General features: G+C 54.1%; 9 protein-coding genes and 1 pseudogene. 5 read left to right on the forward strand and 5 right to left on the reverse strand.

Annotation, left to right across the window (positions count from 1 at the left end; all coding sequences use genetic code 11):
* Positions 1-17: 17 nt before the first annotated feature.
* The 3 genes and pseudogenes from fhuE to AAH450_RS05235 form a co-directional block, all read right to left on the reverse strand.
* Positions 18-2254, reverse strand: a pseudogene (fhuE, locus tag AAH450_RS05225) (ferric-rhodotorulic acid/ferric-coprogen receptor FhuE).
* 255 nt (positions 2255-2509) lie between these two features.
* Entirely contained in the window at positions 2510-2794 is a 285-nt protein-coding gene (locus AAH450_RS05230; RefSeq protein ID WP_342909230.1) for a VF530 family protein, read from the reverse strand.
* A 145-nt stretch (positions 2795-2939) separates the two neighbouring features.
* Positions 2940-5267, reverse strand: a complete 2328-nt coding sequence (locus tag AAH450_RS05235; RefSeq protein WP_342909231.1) for an FdhF/YdeP family oxidoreductase — start codon at positions 5265-5267, stop codon at positions 2940-2942.
* Between the two features lie 345 nt (positions 5268-5612).
* Here AAH450_RS05235 and AAH450_RS05240 point away from each other — a divergent pair, with 345 nt between their 5' ends.
* Complete coding sequence (locus AAH450_RS05240; protein WP_342909232.1) at positions 5613-7487, forward strand: phospholipase effector Tle1 domain-containing protein; 1875 nt, start codon at positions 5613-5615, stop codon at positions 7485-7487.
* Complete coding sequence (locus tag AAH450_RS05245) at positions 7478-8137, forward strand: DUF2931 family protein (RefSeq protein ID WP_342909233.1); 660 nt, start codon at positions 7478-7480, stop codon at positions 8135-8137. Before AAH450_RS05240 ends, AAH450_RS05245 begins: the two co-directional genes overlap by 10 nt.
* A 268-nt stretch (positions 8138-8405) precedes the next feature.
* On the opposite strand, the gene ahr is transcribed toward AAH450_RS05245, so the two are convergent.
* Together ahr and AAH450_RS05255 are read right to left on the reverse strand one after the other, a co-directional pair.
* On the reverse strand, positions 8406-9422 hold the full coding sequence (gene ahr / locus AAH450_RS05250; RefSeq protein WP_342909234.1) for an NADPH-dependent aldehyde reductase Ahr: 1017 nt from the start codon (positions 9420-9422) through the stop codon (positions 8406-8408).
* A gap of 200 nt (positions 9423-9622) precedes the next feature.
* Entirely contained in the window at positions 9623-10942 is a 1320-nt protein-coding gene (locus AAH450_RS05255) for a methyl-accepting chemotaxis protein (protein WP_342909235.1), read from the reverse strand.
* 580 nt (positions 10943-11522) lie between these two features.
* Between AAH450_RS05255 and AAH450_RS05260 the strand changes: the two genes are divergently transcribed.
* Genes AAH450_RS05260 through AAH450_RS05270 form a run of 3 tightly spaced genes read left to right on the forward strand, consistent with a single transcriptional unit; the run spans position 11523 to position 18360 of the window.
* Positions 11523-12983, forward strand: coding sequence for an SrfA family protein (locus tag AAH450_RS05260; protein ID WP_342909236.1), 1461 nt, complete (start codon positions 11523-11525; stop codon positions 12981-12983).
* Positions 12984-12985: 2 nt separating this feature from the next.
* On the forward strand, positions 12986-15970 hold the full coding sequence (locus AAH450_RS05265; RefSeq protein WP_342909578.1) for a virulence factor SrfB: 2985 nt from the start codon (positions 12986-12988) through the stop codon (positions 15968-15970).
* Positions 15967-18360 (forward strand): virulence factor SrfC family protein, encoded by a 2394-nt coding sequence (locus AAH450_RS05270; RefSeq protein WP_342909237.1) that lies wholly within the window; start codon positions 15967-15969, stop codon positions 18358-18360. The genes AAH450_RS05265 and AAH450_RS05270 overlap by 4 nt, the downstream gene beginning before the upstream one ends.
* Positions 18361-18460 lie beyond the last annotated feature (100 nt).

Consider the following 18460-nt stretch of genomic DNA (forward strand, 5'->3'; position numbering starts at 1 on the left):
AGGAGCCATTAACGTCATCAGAACTGATAGCTGGCGGTCAGTGAGAAGTTACGTGGCTCGCCGTAAACGGTATAGATGTTATCTACCGTGGTGTCATATTCCTTATCGAACAGGTTGTTGAGGTTAGCCTGCAAGGAGAGCTGTTTGGTGACCTGATAACGGCTGAACAGGTTGACCAGCGCATAGCTGCCCTGCTCTGCACGGAGCGTACCATTGCCATTCGGGCCATCGATATCACCCCAGACATGGGTTTGCCAGTTAACGCCCCCCCCCACAGTGACCTCCTGAAGCATCGGCAAACGGTAGCTGGTAAACAGCTTAAGCTGGGTGCGAGGCAGTTGAGGATTGACCGCAGTACCATCACGCTCTTCAGCAATATAGCGGGTGCCGCCAAAGGTCATCTGCCAGTTATCGGTAATAGCGCCGTTGATTTCAAATTCCACGCCGCGGCTGACGGTACCGTCCGTGGCCTTATAAGCGGTTTCCCCTGCGGTGCCAGGTATGACCTGATTGGTTGACTGCGCGACATTATCCAGCTCAGCACGGAAAACCGAGACGGAGGTGGTGAGTCGGCTGTTAAACCAGTCTGATTTCACCCCAGCCTCATAGTTTTTTCCGATAACCGGTGACAGGAAGCTACGGTTGATATCGCGCTGAGTCTGCGGCTGAAAGACAGAAGTGTAACTGGCGTAGGTTGACCAGTTTTCATTGATATCAAATACCAGGCCCGCATAAGGTGAAACGTTATTTTTCTCAAACTCCTGAGTAAGGGAATGAGAGTTGTAGTTGGTATAGCGTGCGCCCAGGATCAGGTGCAGCGGGTCGGCCAGCGAGAGGCGTGTCGCCATGTAAGCGGACTTCTTACGAATGATATCTTCCTGAGCCAGGGTGCGTGGCCCCCACTCAGTTTCAGGGAAGTGCTGTTGAAGTCGTTGAAGTTGCCCAGTTCTGCCGAGGAGATATTGGCAAATGAACTGTAATAGGTGTTTTTCTGTTTGGTGTAGCTCAGCCCCATCATCAGCTCATGCTGACGGCCCAGCAGCTCAAAGGGGCCGCTGGCATAGGCATCAACAGCATTAACCTTGCGCTTGCCGGAGTTGTAACCCGTTCCAGCTACCACATCGTAATCCTGATACCGGGAGACGCCCAAACCCGTGGTTTTATCGAAATAGCCATCAATGTACATCTGCTTACTGTTGATTAGCGTTTCGTTATGGGTGCCGGTGAGATTCGCCTGCCAGCCGTTATCAAAGCTCTGCTTCAGATTGGCAAAGACTTTATTATTCTGCTTGTCGTTATAGGCCCACTCCGGCGCGGTGTTAAAGCCGCGACGATAATCTGTTTTGCTGCCGTCGGTATACCAGCGGGGAGCGCCACCCCAGGTTGGACGGTTGGCATTGGTTTCCTGATATTCATACCCCAGGGTCAGCGTAGTGGAATCTGTCAGGTCGGCATCAACAACGCCATAGAGAAATTTTTTCTCTGCGCTGTAGCGCTCTACAAAACTGTTGCCATCCTGATAACCGGCGACAATACGACCACGCACATTGCCAGATTCGCTCAGCGGAGCAGAAAGGTCAGCAACGTAGCGCTGTTTATTCCAGCTCCCGTAAGAGGCAGATACATTCCCGGCAAATTCACGGCTGTCGGCATGTTTATGGATCATGTTGATCGAAGCGGAAGGATTGCCGGTACCGGTCATCAGTCCTGATGCGCCGCGCACCACTTCTATGCTCTCAAACATTGCCGTATCAGACTGTGAATCACCCAGGTTCCAGCGTGTTTCAAATACGGTAGGAATGCCATCTACCATATAGTTATCAATCAAAAAACCGCGCGAATAGTAGGTACGCCGATCCATATCCGCCACCCCTTCCTGGATAGCGGTGGTGTTATAGAGCACCTGACCAAGCGACTGTAACTGCTGGTCCTCCATCCTTTGCTTGCTGATAATGCTGACCGATTGCGGAATGTCGCGTGAAATCATCAACATTTTAGTGCCGGCACTGCTCACCGGCACGCTGTAATCTGTAGCGGCGGTGTCACCTGCGCTCTCTGCGGAGGCTTCTACCGTCAGCGTTTGATCTTTGTTGCTATCAGAAACTGCCGCTGCCGTCTGTTCCGCTGCAAAAGTATGGGGGACCTGGAGGGCAACCGCCACCAGTACGGCAAGCGCGGAATAACGGGGAGCCTGAGCATAGCCAGCCTGCTGGCTGAAGCCCTTTTCTCTGGTATGGCCTGGTGCAAAAAACATCGTACTACCTCAGAAGATTATTTTATTTTTATGCCACTGATTCGCTGGCAACCCAAATGCGAATGAGAACTATAATTTTTTTTATTTCTTCTGTAAAAGAATATCAGGGAACTTTTCAGGATTTTATAAACCAGGGGGAAAGTGTTTCAGGGAGAGGCAGAGATGGCTAAAAATTTTCAGGGCGGGATGAGACTGGCTTTGCGGCAGAGGGATCCACTCTGCCTGGCGGTTTCAGGGTTGCTGAATTCAGGATAACTACTCTTTCTTTTTCCAGTTAGCCCAGGGGTCCTCAGCGGGTACCTCAGGCTCTGGTGCTGGCGGCTCTTCCAGAGAAGCGAGATAAAGCTCTTCCACCTCTTTACGCGCCCAGGGCGTGCGGCGGAGAAATTTCAGGCTCGATTTTACGCTGGGATCGCTTTTGAAGCAGTTGATATTGATGCGTCTGCCCAGCTCTTCCCAACCATAACGCGCCTGAAGTGCGATGACCAGTGCTTCAAGCGTGACCCCATGCAGAGGATCTTTCGAGGTGTGATTTGTCATAATGCTTTCCGGTAACAAGACTTATGGCCGACAAGATACCTGAATGCCCGGTAAAAGTGCAATTAGCGCGACAACAGGTGACAACGTCACCTGTGCCGCGACCCTGTTACGGCATCAGAAGACGCCGTAGAGTCAGCAAGAAGGGTTACCGCAGTGCGCCATCCGTCTCCGCAACAGGCATTACACATTTTTCCAAATCTACTGGTATGTTTTTGTAAGCCGGAATACCGCTCCGCGTATCATAGCTGTCGAGCGGGATCATCACGTTAGCCTCAGGGTAGTAAGCGCCAAGTGAACCGGGAGCCATGTCCAGCACCACAATCGTCAGCTTATCCATCCGGCGATCGGTACGCTTACCTTCAGGATCAAGCGCGATGATATTCACCTTATCCCCCACGCGCAGCTCCCGTTTCTCCGCTTCTTCCGCATTCATAAAGAGCACATCTCTGCGGCCTGTTACGCCGCGATAGCGGTCGTTAAGTCCATACAGCGTGGTGTTGTACTGATCGTGACTGCGCAGCGTGGTCAGCACCAGGTCATGGCACTTCAGAGAGCGGGGATCTTCGTTGATGCCCTCCATGACCTTAAACTGCGCCAGACCAGAAGGCGTATTCCAGACGCGTTCACTGGCTCCGTTATATAAACGAAAACCGCCGGGCTGCTGGATACGTTCGTTGTAATCTTTAAAAGCCGGAAAGACCGCTTCGATACTGTCGCGGATAAAACTGTAGTCGCGGATCATTTTATCCCAGTCCACGCGGGTGGCTGGCAGCGTAGCTTTCGCCAGACCCGCAACTATTGCTGGTTCTGACTTCAGCCACGGCGAAGCAGGCTTCAGCGAACCGCGGGAAGCGTGAACCATCGACATTGAGTCTTCCACGGTAATGCTTTGCGCACCGGAGGCCTGTATATCTTCTTCAGTGCGGCCAATAACCGGCAGGATGTAGTTATGCTTGCCCAGCAGCAGATGGGAACGATTAAGTTTGGTGGCCATATGGACGACCAAATCGAGCTTGCGCATAGCAGCGAAAGTCGCCTGCGGATCGGATATCGCTTCCGCCAGGTTCCCGCCCAGGCAGAGCAACGCTTTTGCCTGCCCGTCACGCATTGCCTGGATCGCCGCGACGGCTCCGTGGCCATGCTCCTGTGGCGGCCTGAAGCCAAAGACGTTTTCAATGCTGTCCAGCAGCGACTGCGGAGGGATCTCCGTGATGCCAACGGTACGATCGCCCTGCACATTCGAGTGACCACGCAGCGGACAGATGCCGGCGCCGGGTTTCCCCATGTTGCCGCGCATCAGCAGTAAATTAGCAATCTGCTGCACGTTCTGCGTGCCGTACTGGTGTTGAGTAATTCCCATACCGTAGCAAATAATGGTTTTATCCGCGCTGGCGTAAAGCCGGGCAATATGCAGAATGTCCTGATAATCCAGGCCAGAGACTTTAAGAATATGTGCCCAGTCTGTGGCATCAAGGTCGGCTTTCAGTTCTTCGAAGCCCTGGGTATGTTGATCAATAAACGCCTGGTCAATCACCCCTGGCTGCCCTTCCTGAATCGCCGTTTCATGCATCTTAAGCAGTGACTTCATCACCCCTTTCAGCAGTGCTGCGTCTCCGCCTACCCGAACTTTATAGTAGGTTGAAGCCAGCTCGGTTGACCCCAGAGAGAGCATCTCAATCGGACTTTGAGGTGAAGTAAAACGCTCCAGACCACGCTCGCGTAGCGGATTGATTGCCACAATTTTCGCACCCCGTTTCGCCACTTCTCTGAGGGTGCCCAGCATGCGGGGATGATTGGTTCCGGGATTATGGCCGATGCAGATCACCAAATCGCACTGGTCAAAATCGTCCAGCTCAACCGTTCCTTTGCCAATGCCGATAGATTCTGGCAATCCCACGCTGGTCGGTTCATGGCACATGTTTGAGCAGTCCGGGAAATTGTTGGTGCCATATTCGCGGGCGAAAAGCTGGTAGAGGAAAGCAGCCTCGTTGGAAGCCCGTCCTGAAGTATAAAATTCGACACTGTTGGGATCTTCATAGCTTTGCAGCCGTTCGCCAATTTCCCGAAACGCGGTCTCCCACTCTACGGGCTGGTAGGTGTCCGTATCAGCATCATATTTCATCGGGTGGGTGAGCCGCCCTTCTCCTTCAAGCTCAAACGCATTCCGTTGCCAGAGTTCAGTGACGGTATGCGCCGCAAAAAACTCAGGAGTAGTGCGCTTACTGGTCGCTTCCCAGGAAACGGCTTTCGCGCCATTTTCACAAAACTCAAAGGAGGATCCATGACGGGGATCGGGCCATGCACAACCCGGACAGTCAAATCCCTGCGGTTGGTTAACCCTGAAAAGCGCAATCACATCCTGTTTAACGGACATTTGTCCACGAATGGCATCGGCCACCGCTTTCAGCGCTCCCCAGCCCCCTGCCGATCCGCCATAAGGTGCGATGCCTGTAGTGCTGTTATTTTTTTTCATGAGTTCCTCGCATAGCAATTAACTGAACTCAAAGCTTAGAATATCTGGCTGGAGGTCGGGGCGGAAAACCCGGTAAACAGAGGGAGTTTGGATATCGAAAATTATTATACGTTAAGGCTGTTTTTAACAATAGATTTACAGTGAGCACTGATAAGCGCCAGATTAGTACCCTCCCACCTTGAGCAAAATGTGATGGCACACCATGAATGCCATAACTTCTATGCGACAGAATAAATGCAATAACTAAACAGGCGTTGTACCGGCAGTCAGAAACTGAAGATATTGGTTAAGTCATGAATAAGGTATCATGCACTGGTTTTATAACCACTTTATTCATGAGGGATTATGGCTAAAGGATTTTTTCTCTATCACCTGGATAAAACCACCTGCGGGGGGCGCATTCTTTCCGGTGCGTCTGATGATACCTACGAAACAGGTGGCATCGAGCGTCAGCAGGTCAGAGAGGGCGACCCGGTGACCTGCGGGAAGCATGAAGGACGGTTCCGCGTGTGCGGCGGCATGGGCGATACCTACGACGTGGGCGGAGTACTGAAAGAGTGGGCGGGTTCGCTGGACAGCTACAGCTCCTGCCCGTGCCGCGCCCGGTTTATTCCGTCAGTCCAGACGCACACCTATGAGAGCGACTGTAACGCCGGTCAGTTGGCCGGGCGGGCAGAGACTGCGGGGAAAAAAGCGCAGCAGTCAGAGCCTGAACAGCATGCTCAGGCCGCGAAAAAGAAGCGGGAAATCACGCTGACAATCGGGGTGTTCTTTGACGGCACCGGCAATAATGCCAATAACAGCGGTGACCGTCAGGCCGCTTGCTCCGGTGAACATTACGGGATGAATGATGCTGAAGCAGGATCTGCGTACTCCCAGTGTGTGCGACTAAAACGTGGTTACAGCGGCACCGCAGCCGGAAGCTATCTCGGCTATTACACCAACGTGCACTGGCTCAGAACGCTGTACAGTCAGGGTATCAGGCCCGATACGGGAGCCGGTCAGCATGCGATTTATATCGAAGGTATCGGTACGGAGGGCGGCGCGGGCGACAGCGGTTACGGGATGGCGACTGGCCGGGGCGAAACCGGCGTGGTGAGAAAAACCGACAAGGCGGTTGCGGCGCTGGCTGCCGCTATTCAGAGTTATTTACTCCGACATGCAGATGCCGGTTCCTGCGCCATCAGAGAGCTGCAGTTTGATATTTTTGGTTTCAGCCGGGGAGCAGCAGCGGCGCGACACTTTGCCAGCCGGGTATTCCTTCAGGACAGCGCGATTATTGCGGCGATTAAGACCGGACTGGCTGGCACTGAATTTTCCGGTACGCCCGGTGGTAAAACCCGCTTTCTGGGGATATTTGATACCGTGGCGGCCATCGGAACGGCGGTTAACGGCCTCAACCCGCACAGCGCGGACTCCGGCGAGGTTAATCTGGTGCTGCGTCCGGGCGTGGCGGAGAAGGTGTTCCACATCACCGCGCAGCACGAGTGCCGGTTTAACTTCGCACTGAACAGCGTTAAACCGGCGTGGCCGGAGCTGGCCCTGCCAGGCGTTCATTCCGACATTGGCGGCGGCTACAACCCTGACGAGCACGAAGCCTGCTTCCTGACCCGGCCAGAGTTTGAAACGGTCCCTCTTTCCACCCCGGATACGGAAACGCGGATTTACCGGCAGACCTGCACGCAGCTTAAAGCGATGGACGGCTGTCCGGCGATAGCGCCATTGCTGAATGCGGTGGCGGTGAATGCGGACACCTGGCATGACGACAGGCTGCCCGCCGACCGTTACGGCACGCTGCAAAAGCGCAGCGGGGCCGCGCTGGTGATTGACCGGCCGACGCGCAACGACTGGTCGAAGGTAGCGCTGCGGGTGATGCTCGATGCGGCGCAGGATGCGGGCGCGGTATTTGATCCTATTCGAGATACAAATGCAGAATTAAAACTTCGGCCGGAACTGAACAGCCTGTGTGAAAAAGCGATAGTGATGGGCCGTGCCGCCCGCAGCGGTCAGTCTGCCCCCGGTTTTACCACGCCGGAAATCCTGATGCTGGCCGAAAAGTATATTCACTGTTCGGCCAACTGGAACAGCGTGGTGCGGGATGGTCGGGGTCTGGTCAGCGGAGCGGTAAAACCGGCGAAGCTGGTGACGTTCACTAACCGGCCGGACGAGCGCTGGCAGCGTACAATTTACGATATGGACGGGAATAAAATATGGAAATAATTCGTCTGGCCGGCCTGCTCCCGGCGCTTGTGCTGACGGCCTGCCACGGTACTGATCAGCCCAATACTTCAGTCAAAAACGATGTGCCCGCCGAGTGGGTATTTGATTTTTTCACCCCAAACGCGCTGCCATCACTGGTGACTTTCGCTGCTATTCTTGACGCTGATGGAAAGGACTATCGGTTTAACACGCTGAACAGTACATCAGCGCTACCCGGTGTTATTGGTGGGTGGAATGACAGGGATCGCGCACCCGGAGGCTACTGGAATCACGTTGATAGCCCACCAAAACATATTATTTTTTGCTGGGATTCCATAATTGATAAAAAGGTGTATGAAACGCATCTCACTTTATCCGCAGCCGTAGTGGAAAAGATGCGCAGAGTAAGTGAGTACAGAGATTACCGGGGGGGGAAAGCGTATTACGACAGATTACAAATCGGTCTGGCGCCGGAGGGAAAAGTGGCCGTCTGGTTACAGGGAAGTGGCACTGAGCCTAATTATCGCGTCACGCCGTCAGTCCTGAAAACCTTATCAGGGGATAAATTAGATATTTGCAAAGGGGTAACCAAGAGCGATTTTTCTTATGGATATGACAAAGATATAAAAGATTTCATCAAAGGGAAAAAATACCCTTACGGTAGTTGGTAACCTACCTCTTAAACCCTAAGGAACTTGCCGTGATCCTTTGGAGCTTGATGGCCTAGTACAGTAATTTTCAAAATTTAAACTGGCCCCAAACAGGCCGCTATTTCGCTGCAAAATGTTACAGTGTAACGGAATGGGCGGAGGGTAAAGGTAATCTTTATGCGGTTTTAATAAGCATAAGCTTGTGATTTGAAATCTTTTATAAACAGAAGGATAAGAGATGCCATCAGAAAACAGCTCCGGCGCAAATGCGCCAGAGCTGGCAGCCGGATCAGAAATCGGCTTTCAATACGACGCGGAAATTCGCCTTACCGGCACGGACATGATCCAGTGCTTCATTGATTTTCGACATCGGGAAGAACTCCACCTGCGGGGCAATATTGGCCCGCGATGCAAGTTTCAGCAGTGAGCGCAGCTGACCCGGTGAACCGGTAGAAGAGCCAGTCACCGCTTTGTCACCCAGAATCAGGTCGAAGGCATTCACCTCAATAGGCTTCAATACCGCGCCCACGGTATGGAATTTGCCATGAGGGGCCAGCGCATCAAAGTAAGGTTTCCAGTCAAGATCCACGGCAACAGTGCTGATAATTAAATCAAACCGTCCTGCCTGCGCTTTTAACGCCTCAGCATCACGGCTGTTAACCACTTCATCGGCACCCATATCCAGGATCGACTGCTTTTTGTTCGGCGTGGAGCTGAACGCCACCACTTCTGCGCCCATTGCCCGCAAAATTTTGATAGCAATGTGGCCCAGGCCGCCGATACCGATAACGCCTACGCGGCTCATCGCCGTAATGTTGCTCATCAGCAGAGGTTTGAATACGGTAATACCGCCGCACAGCAGTGGCCCGGCGCTGGCAACATCAAGGTTTTCCGGCAGTGGGATCACCCATTGCCAGTCAGCACGCAGTTTCTCGGCAAAGCCGCCTTTGTTGAGAATGGTCGGCGTGGAACCCTGCTGACAGTTTACCTGTTCGCCATTGATGCAGGCATCGCAGTGCTGGCAGCTTTTGGCTGTCCAGCCAATACCGACGCGCTGGCCAACCTTCAGGCCTTTAGACTGGGCAGCATCACCAAGCGCAGAAACGCGGCCAATAACTTCATGGCCAGCGATAGTTGGGTAGCTGGAGATACCCCATTCGTTATCGATCATCGACAGGTCAGAATGGCAGACACCACAGTATTCAACCTCAACTTCCACTTCTTCCGTGCTCAGCTCCCCGGCTTCGTATTCATACAGTTCCAGGGCCTGACCCGCTTTCATCGCTGCGTAGCTTTTGATTTTCACTCTTCACCTCGTTGCAAAATTTACCTGAGAGAGTTTAGCAAAGCCTGACACTCTGCCATGAAGCGAAACGAGCCGGAGGGCTGAATTGCTTTGTATCTGCATGTAAATATTGCTCTTTTTACGCCCACAATTCACTTCAGCATGAAAAGATCTGTGAAAACGCCACCTCCATGTGGCCTGTTTCGTTGGTGACTGCCGCGTTAACTGGTAAGGTTTTGCTGTACATGCCCAATAGCTTCAACAACTTGCGTCGAATTAGCCTGGATATTCACAATGACATTTCCGGCTTCTCTTACCAGTTGTACCCCTTCGTCGGCCCGTACCAGGTTCGCCGTGATATTTTTTTGCGCCGTAGCAGCCAGTTCATGATTGCGTTCCACCACGCTGGTAATTTCCTGGCTGGCAGAATGGATATGGGCGGCAAGGCTACGCACTTCATTAGCCACCACGGCAAAACTTCGGCCATGCGTTCCCGCACGAGCCGCTTCTACCGCCGCATTAAGCGCCAGCAGATTCGTCTGGCTGGCGATAGAGCGTATCGTCTCCACGATTGTGCCTATCTGGGCAGACTGCGAGCTTAACCCATTAACATCATCCGAGACTTTGCGCAGCTCGCCCGCTATTTCATTCATTTTCCTGACGCTGTTTTCAATCACGCGGACGCCAATTTGGGTGTTATCACTGGTCTCCAGCGCGGCCTGAAAAGCCTGCTCAGCAGCCTCCCGCTCCAGCTGATTTTTCTGCACCTGTGCCGTGACATCAGTGGCAAATTTCACCACCTCATATAACTGTTTATTCTCATCAAATACGGGGTTGTAGGTGGCGCGGAGCCAGATGGTTTTGCCCTGTTTATTGACGCGCGGAAACTGACCGGAAACGAAATCGCCGTGGCGGAGCTTCTTCCAGAATTCGCTGTATTCTCTGCTGGCGGCCAGTTCCGGCGCGCAGAACTTGCTGTGGTGTTGGCCAATAATTTCTGCTGCCTGGTAGCCCGTTGTTTTCAGGAAGTTATCATTAGCACGAAGAACCTGCCCGCTAAGGTTAAAGGCAATCACCGCCATTGAGCGGTTAATTGCATTGGTCATTGCGCGCTGCTCCTGAGCATCCAGAATACGGTCAGTAATGTCTGACGCCAGCTTAACAATTTTCACTACCCTGCCGTTGCGGTCCTGCACCGGCACATAGTTCGCTTCCAGCCAGATGGGGCGGCTGTTTTTTGCCAGGCGCAGGAATTTATTGCTGAAGCTTTCGCCACGGCGCAGACGTTGCCAGAAATGGCTGTACTCTGGCGAGCTGACCAGGGAAGGCGGACAGAAAAGGCTGTGGTGCTGGCCAATAATTTCAGCCAGTTCATAACCCATTTTTTCAAGGAAAAGCGCATTAGCGCCTGATATTATGCCGTCAGCGCTGAATTCAATCATGGCTATTGCTTCATTTAACGAACTGAGCGTGGCCTGCGACTGACGGGAGTGGTGATAAAAAACACGAGATAAAACCCCGGATGTAATGGTACCGATCATGTTGTAACCTTTTTGTCATATTTATGGTATTCGTCACAAATACACTATCGGCATTTTGCTGCAAAAATTCAGCTGTACTTGATAAGCAGATTTGTAAAAAAAATGCTTATAAAAAAAGGAGATCCGTTAAATCCCTTCTGCTCCTCCTGGTGATACTTTGCACACCCAATAACCTCTAATAAAATCAATGAGGACGTCATCCAGTAGGGTAAAATTATCCATTTCTCACGTACTTTTGGGATCGCCTCTGCCCAGTTATTTTCGCTCGTGCCGCGATAACCTGAGCTTGAGGGCAGCTTTCAGACAGACGTTTACTTCCCTCCGACTTTCCGGGTTCTCTTCAGCGGTTCATCACGATGAGCCTTCTCTTGCCCGCCGTGCCAATAAGCACATTTTTCCCTTTTTTAACAATTACTCACGACCGTTATCCCTGACTTTCTGCAAACTCATTGCCAAAGTAATCGCCTCTTTACCCCCTTATTTCCGCCTTTGCTTTAAGTCAAATTGCGCTAAAGTATCGGCCAATCTGGAGAATTATTTACTTTCCACTTCTGAACTCTGACTAAAAGGTCTTTTTTGCGTGGCAAAATCATTCTTACGCAGCGGAAGTTTGGACGCGGTTCTGCCTCTTGGCGAGAACGGTCAGCCCGTGTATCTTTCGGCTCTGCAACTGCGCGAAACCCTTCGCCTGAGAAAGCAGCAGCAAATTGCCGACTGCCTGGCGATCCCTCAGCCCAATGATGCGGGCGACCGGCTCGACTGGTATTCCCCCATTTCGGGTAAAGTCACCTCATGGGCTGCGGCCAGCGACAGCGCCCGCAGCCATGCGTTAAACCAGCTTATTGCCTGTCAGCAGGCGGTGGCGGATATGTGCCAGAAGGCGCAACAGTCAGAGAAAACCAGCCAGAAGCTGTTTGGCGCCCTGCTTGCCAAAGCCCTGCAATTTCCCGATCAAAACTTTGTCTATCTGGTGGGTGGTAAACCTGTCCTGACCTTCTGGGGCTTTGTCTCGCTGGAGAAAAAGTCCCGCCAGGACGCGCTGGACTGCCTGCGAGCCACGGAAGAGGATGAGCCGCCGCTGAATTTATCCAGGCTGGCCGCCCCGGTTGTTCCTGCTCTCTCCTCAGCCGCGCCGGTTATTGCTCCGGCTCCGGTCGAGGCCGCGACTCAGCCGAAACCGGAGGCGCCGGTCGTTGTTGAAGCTCAACCTGTGGCCGCACCAGAGCCAGTTGCTGAAGCTACCCCGCCAGCGCCTGAACCACCCGCTGCGGCTCCCTCGCCTGCAACAAAAAATAAGCTGATTCGCTATGGCTGGATGTTGCCAGCAGCGGCGCTGCTGATCGCTTTTGGTATCCAGCTCAAAGGCTACGTTTCACAGCCAGAAAAACCGATGGCGCAAAACAGACCTGAAGAGAAAGCAGCACTGCCAGAACCCGCTAAAACAGCTGCGCCTGCGGTTAATGAACCAGTGCCAGAGGTAACCGCTCCCGCTCCGGTTGCTGAGGTTAAGCCAGCGGAACCGGTTGCCACCGCGCAGAAAAGTGATGCCGCATTACCTGTTGCAACGGCCAGCGTTAATCCACCACAAACGGAAGCTGTGCCTGCTGTTGCCGAACCCACACCAGAAGAGCCTGCTCCCGCACCTGCTCCGGTAACCAAAGAAGATCTGGTGATGCCCGCCGATGCCGTCAAACTGGGATCGACCAAATTCCTGAATGGCAACTGGCGCGTTATTGTCGGGGGTAAAAACCCGATTACCGGCAAGCCGCCAAGCCTGCGTTACCAGATCAAAAATGGCAAAGGCGTAGCCAAAATCACCCAGGGTGACGGCATCAGCTGCCGTGTGGAGGTCTTTGCGGGCCTGATGAGTTCAGGCAACCTGGTGATCAACAGCCGTACCAAAGCGAAATGCAGCGATGGCTCCCGCTATCAGATGCCTGAGCTGGTATGTAAGCAAGGCGCCACCGGCGCCGCAGAGTGTAGTGGCCAGTATGATGCCAATACGGTGTTACCGATGACGATGAAGCGTGAGAGTAAATAATGATGCTGGCGACCATAGCTGACTTTAAACCTAATATGACGCTGATTCAGAACAGTGGCATTCAGTTCCTCGACTTTGCGCTGACGCCAGAACTGGACGACAGCCAGCCGGGAAAATTTGTTCGTCAGACCGCTAACGGCCCTCTTCTGCGGCTGAATTTCAACGAACAGAACGGCAAATATCTGCTGCCCGTTAATGCTGGCAGCGCGCCTGAAGTGGTAAAGCCAGAGTTCAGTTTCCCGCTTGCGCAGTCGCTTGATCTGCTTAACGGCATCTGGCTGCCGCTGCCCTTTTTCCGCTTCAATCCGCCTCGCACCTTTATTGGTGGGCCGGATAACTGGGCGCGTGTGCAGGTTATCAAACTGCCTAAGCCTGACCAGAACGGCAATTCCCACCGCGTCTGTCTGGCTTTCGAAACGCGCGTCTGGGCTGAAGGTGAAGACGAGTCGCTGGCGCTGAATGAGAGCGACGTGAAGAACGGCGTCAGCTTTGCGCTGGCGCACCGCAGCAATGAGCTGGGTGAATTTCTTGACCATACCTGGATTGATGGCTGGCTGCGGGAAGTTTTCAGCCAGCAGGCTTCTCATGTTGAACAGCGCCCGCAGGTAAACATCCGCACTGCGCTGCGTGAATTTGAGTATCAGGCACACTACCTGAATATTCTGCATATGCTCGGCCACCAGCTCGCTTTGCCGGAACTGAAGATCAGTGCCGCCACGCTTTCGTCCCCTGCCATTCCGGTAGATCTGATTCTGGATGTGGGTAACTCACACACCTGCGGCATCATGGTGGAAGATCACGTTGACGATCATCATGGCCTGAAGCACACCTATGAACTGCATCTTCGCAACCTGAGCGAACCGCATCAGCTGTTTAACGAACTGTTTGAAAGCCGCGTGGAATTTGCTCAGGCTTCATTTGGCAAGCAAAACTTCTCGGTGGAGAGCGGCCGCGATGACGCCTTTATCTGGCCTTCTATTACCCGCGTAGGCCGCGAAGCAAGCCATCTGGCATTACAACGCTTGGGCACCGAAGGCGCAACCGGCATCTCCAGCCCGCGTCGCTATCTCTGGGATGAAGAGGCATATACGCCGGGCTGGCGCTTCAGCCGCACGCCGGGCAATGCCGCACAGGAGCCGCTGGCGACAGCTGCACCAATGACCAACCTGGTCAATGATGAAGGCCAGCCGCTCTATAACCAGCCGCTGGACGAACGTTTGCCGGTGTTTTCCCCGCACTACAGCCGCAGTTCGGTGATGAGCTTTATGCTCTCTGAGCTACTGGCCCAGGCGCTGATGCAGATGAACAGCGCGGTACAACGCCAGAAAATGTTGCACAGCAGCTCGCCTCGCCAGCTGCGCAATATCATTCTGACGCTGCCTTCCGCTATGCCAAAGCCAGAGCGGGAGATCTTCCGTCGCAGAATGCAAGAAGCCATCGCCCTGGTGTGGAAAGCGATGGGCTGGCATCCCGCTGATGAGGACTTCACCAGCGCTAAAGATAAGGCCAAAAGTCTGGTGCCGGTGCCGGAAGTGCAGATGGAGTGGGACGAAGCGACCTGCGGACAGATGGTCTATCTCTACAATGAAACCCAGGTCAATTTTGGTGGCCGTGCAGAAGCTTTCTTTGTCAGCATGGCAAGGCCGGATCGGGCACGGGCTGCCGATGAGCTGCCAGGTAAAACGCTACGCATTGCCTCTATTGATATCGGCGGCGGCACCACTGACCTGGCGATCACGCAGTATCGCCTCGACGACGGCGTAGGCAATAACGTTAAAATCATGCCGCGGCTGCTGTTCCGTGAAGGGTTCAAGCTGGCCGGTGACGACATTCTGCTGGATGTGATCCAGCTGTACGTTCTGCCTGCCTTGCAGGCGGCGTTTAAACAGGCTGGCATGGTCAATCCTGAAGGGGTCATGACCCGTCTGTTCGGTCATGAAGGCCGCATTGACGGACACTCGACCCTGCGTCAGCAGGTGACTCTGCAAATCTTTATCCCGGTTGGTCAGGCAATTCTGGAAGCCTATGAGAAGTTCGATCCGCTGGAGCTGAACGCAGAAGTGGACGCCCGCTTTGAAGAGCTGCTGGCCCTGCCGCCAACCAAAAAATTGCGGGATTACATCAACCGGGAGATCCAGCGGGAACTGCCAGGGGATGCGGAAGAGTTTGATATTCTGCGCGTACCGCTGATTGTGAAATTGAGCAAGCTACACGCTGAATTCCTGTCGCCACGCATGAACATTACCCATAGCCTGCGCTCCATGTCTGAAGTGGTAGCGGTCTATGACTGCGACGTGCTGCTGCTGACCGGGCGTCCCTCACGCTTCCCCGGCGTACAGGCGCTGTTCCGCCATCTGCAACCGCTGCCGGTGAGCCGTATTCTTTCGCTTGATGGCTATCACACTAACGACTGGTATCCGTTTAACAAACAGGGGCGGATTGAGAACCCGAAATCTACCGCGGCCGTCGGCGCGATGCTTTGCCTGCTCTCTCTGGATCTGCGTCTGGCAAATTTCTGGTTTAAAGCGGGAGATTTCCAGCCTTACTCCACCATTCGTTATCTGGGGATGCTGGACAGCAACGGCGCGCTGAGCAGCGATAACGTCTGGTACAGCGATATCGACCTTGATGATGAGAAGTTCGCCCTGGATGCCCGGTCCCGTTTCCAGGTGCGTGGCGCGCTGACGCTGGGCTTCCGTCAGCTCGATAACGATCGCTGGCCAGCCTCGCCGCTCTACACGCTGCAAATTGCCGATCCTCAGCTGGCGCGCAGCGTGGCGGGAGATAAAGTTCTTAAAATCAAACTGGCTGTAGCCAGACAAGCTGGTGAGTTTGGCCCGGAAAGATTTGAAATTGCCGAGGCCACACTGGATGATGGCAGCCAGGTTCCGTTGGAGCACCTGCGCCTCAAGCTCAACACCCTGGCCAGCAACGGATCGGGATTAACCCATTACTGGATCGACAGTGGGAGCGTATACAAGAAATGAAACCGTTGACGCCTAAACAGCTGTCGGGCACGTTCGGCAAAAAACTCGAGACGCTGAACAAAACTATCGTTAACGCCCTTGCCTGGCTGGAGAGCGCCCGCGAAAACGCGCCACGTCTGGATATGGAGGCCGATCGCCTCAGCGTCCGGCTTCAGCGCCAGCGGAATAAAGCGAGCAATCTGCTGGAAGCCGCAGGTAAAGAGTGCGCTATCGGCTTCTTTGGACTCTCTCAGGCGGGAAAGTCCTATCTGATTACTGCGCTGGCCGCCAGCGATAAAGGCAGAATGGAGATCGCGCTGGGCAGCGCTAATCTGGAGTACAGCCAGATTAACCCGCAACAGCAGACCAGCACCATGGTCACCCGTTACAGCGGTCAGCAGATTCGTGTCGATAACGAATGGCCGGTACAGATAGCGTTGCTGAGTGAAGAGGAACTGGTGGCGATCCTGGCTGATGTCTGGGTTCGCCGCACAGAGGGTCGTGCCATCATGCTGGATGAACAGCAGATCTCTGAGCGCCTGAAGACAGTTTCCATGTATCGTCAGTCCGAAGCGATTGATGGCATGAAAGCTGGCGATGTGGTTGCCCTCTGGGATCGCCTGACGACCTCTCAGCTTTGCGTCAGCAAGGCGCTGGAGACGCATTTCTGGCCGCTGGCTATTGAGCTGGCTCCGATGCTGGGCGTGGACGACCGTGCGCGGTTGTTCTCGCTGCTCTGGGGTGAAGACAAGGAGCTGACCGCGCTCTACCGCCAGCTGGCGCACGTTCTACACCATGTATCGGGTGTACCTCGCGTACTGGCTCCGCTCTCTGTGGTGGACGATCCCTCGCTTAGCGTGCTCAACACTCACGGGCTACGCTATTTTAACGCCTCCTCAGATCGGGTTATTCAGGTTGTGCCTCAGCATGGCGGTCGTAACCTTCAGCCGGTCAACCTGGCTTTAGCCGAACTGGCGCTGATAGGACGTGAAGTGCTGATGCCGCTCTACAGCGCCCCGCGTGAAAGCCTGTTTGAACAGGTTGATCTGTTGGATTATCCCGGTTTTGAAACGCCTTCCGTGCTGCCAGATGACGAGCATCATGCCCTGGCGCTGGCGTTTATGGCCGCCAAACGCGCGTTCCTGTTAACCCGCGCGGCGGAACATCAGGATGTGAATCTGTTAATGGTGTGCAGCGCCGTGGGGCATCGCTCAGAAACCCGTACCGTAGGCCGCGTGCTGGACAACTGGGTAAAGCAGACCCAGGGTGAAAACAGCCAGGTGCGCAGCCGACGTAAACCGGGCCTGATTTGGGCGCTGACGCCATTCGATCAGCGCATCACGCACGGACAAAATTTTGATGCCGCCGTTCAACGTTATGTTGGCAACCCTGGCGATGCCTGGGGTTCAATGCTGGCGATGGACGAGAAAGGCGTTAAGCGTATGGCTGGCTGGCTGATGACAGAAATTCGTCGTGAAGCCAAGACAGAACGCTTGCAGGAGCAGAGTGATGAGATCCGCCGTGAGCTGCGCGATAATCTGTTAGGCCGCTGGTATCTGGCGTCTGAAAAAGAAGAGCCACAGGCCCGTTTGCGTATAGCGGAAACGCTGCTGAAATCGCTTCAGGCTCGTACAGGCGTGCATGGTGAACTGCTGGAAAGGCTGCTGCCCTCGCGCGAAACCTTGCGCCATCTCTTCCTACAGCGTCAGAATCCTGGCGAGCGTCCGCTGGTTGAAGAGTATGCCCTCAGTGAAGAGGATCCTTTCGGCATCGGCATGAGTATTGACCTGCTCAGCGATGAGCCGGTACAGGGTTTAATCAACACCGAAGCGCACGCCGCATCTGAAGAGCCGGAGGCGGAATTTGCCCAGCAGGTTTATCGCCACTGGATCAATACCCTGCGTCAGCTTCCCGATCAGGGCGCGCTGCTGGAGCTGCTGGGCATCACTAAACCTACGCTGGAAATGCTGACAGAAGAGCTGGTGACAGCCAGTATCCGGCTGGATATTGAAGCCGCGCTGGTAAAAATGCTTACCGACCACGAAGCGCCGGGCACACCCGTTGAAATGATGGCCGATCGCCAGGTTTCCCGCGCGCTCAGCGTGTTGGGCGATTTCGTCGCCTGGCTCGGTTTCCAGCATCTGCCGGAAGCGCAGCGTCCGGAGAGCAAGATTAATCGCGGGCAGAAGATTTTCGCCAAGCCGGAAACGCAAACGGCCAGCCTGGGGCCGGGTCAGCGCCTGACCAGGCTGGCGCTCAAGCCCAATAATCATGCTGCCTACTATATCTATGACTGGCTGGTTGGACTGAATGAAATGATTTTGCAAAATGCGGGATATTCCGCAGCACGTGAAATCGATGCCGGACATCGCGAAGAGCTGGCGGCAATTCTCAAGCAGATTGGCCGCTAGTCTTGTTTCTGCGGCTTATTTCTCCCCTGAACTTACGGACGGCAGGGTCACCGGTTAATGCCGGTGCCCTTCCCGCCGTTATCTTTCCCTGAACCTCAAC

The sequence above is a fragment of the Erwinia magellanica genome, from assembly GCF_039023495.1.
Classification (GTDB): domain Bacteria; phylum Pseudomonadota; class Gammaproteobacteria; order Enterobacterales; family Enterobacteriaceae; genus Erwinia.

Bases quoted from the DNA above. Each gene is read 5' to 3' on its own strand.
- AAH450_RS05230 (WP_342909230.1), bottom strand. From the start codon at position 2,794: ATGACAAATCACACCTCGAAAGATCCTCTGCATGGGGTCACGCTTGAA.
- AAH450_RS05235 (WP_342909231.1), bottom strand. From the start codon at position 5,267: ATGAAAAAAAATAACAGCACTACAGGCATCGCACCTTATGGCGGATCG.
- AAH450_RS05240 (WP_342909232.1), top strand. From the start codon at position 5,613: ATGGCTAAAGGATTTTTTCTCTATCACCTGGATAAAACCACCTGCGGG.
- AAH450_RS05245 (WP_342909233.1), top strand. From the start codon at position 7,478: ATGGAAATAATTCGTCTGGCCGGCCTGCTCCCGGCGCTTGTGCTGACG.
- AAH450_RS05255 (WP_342909235.1), bottom strand. From the start codon at position 10,942: ATGATCGGTACCATTACATCCGGGGTTTTATCTCGTGTTTTTTATCAC.
- AAH450_RS05265 (WP_342909578.1), top strand. From the start codon at position 12,986: ATGCTGGCGACCATAGCTGACTTTAAACCTAATATGACGCTGATTCAG.
- AAH450_RS05270 (WP_342909237.1), top strand. From the start codon at position 15,967: ATGAAACCGTTGACGCCTAAACAGCTGTCGGGCACGTTCGGCAAAAAA.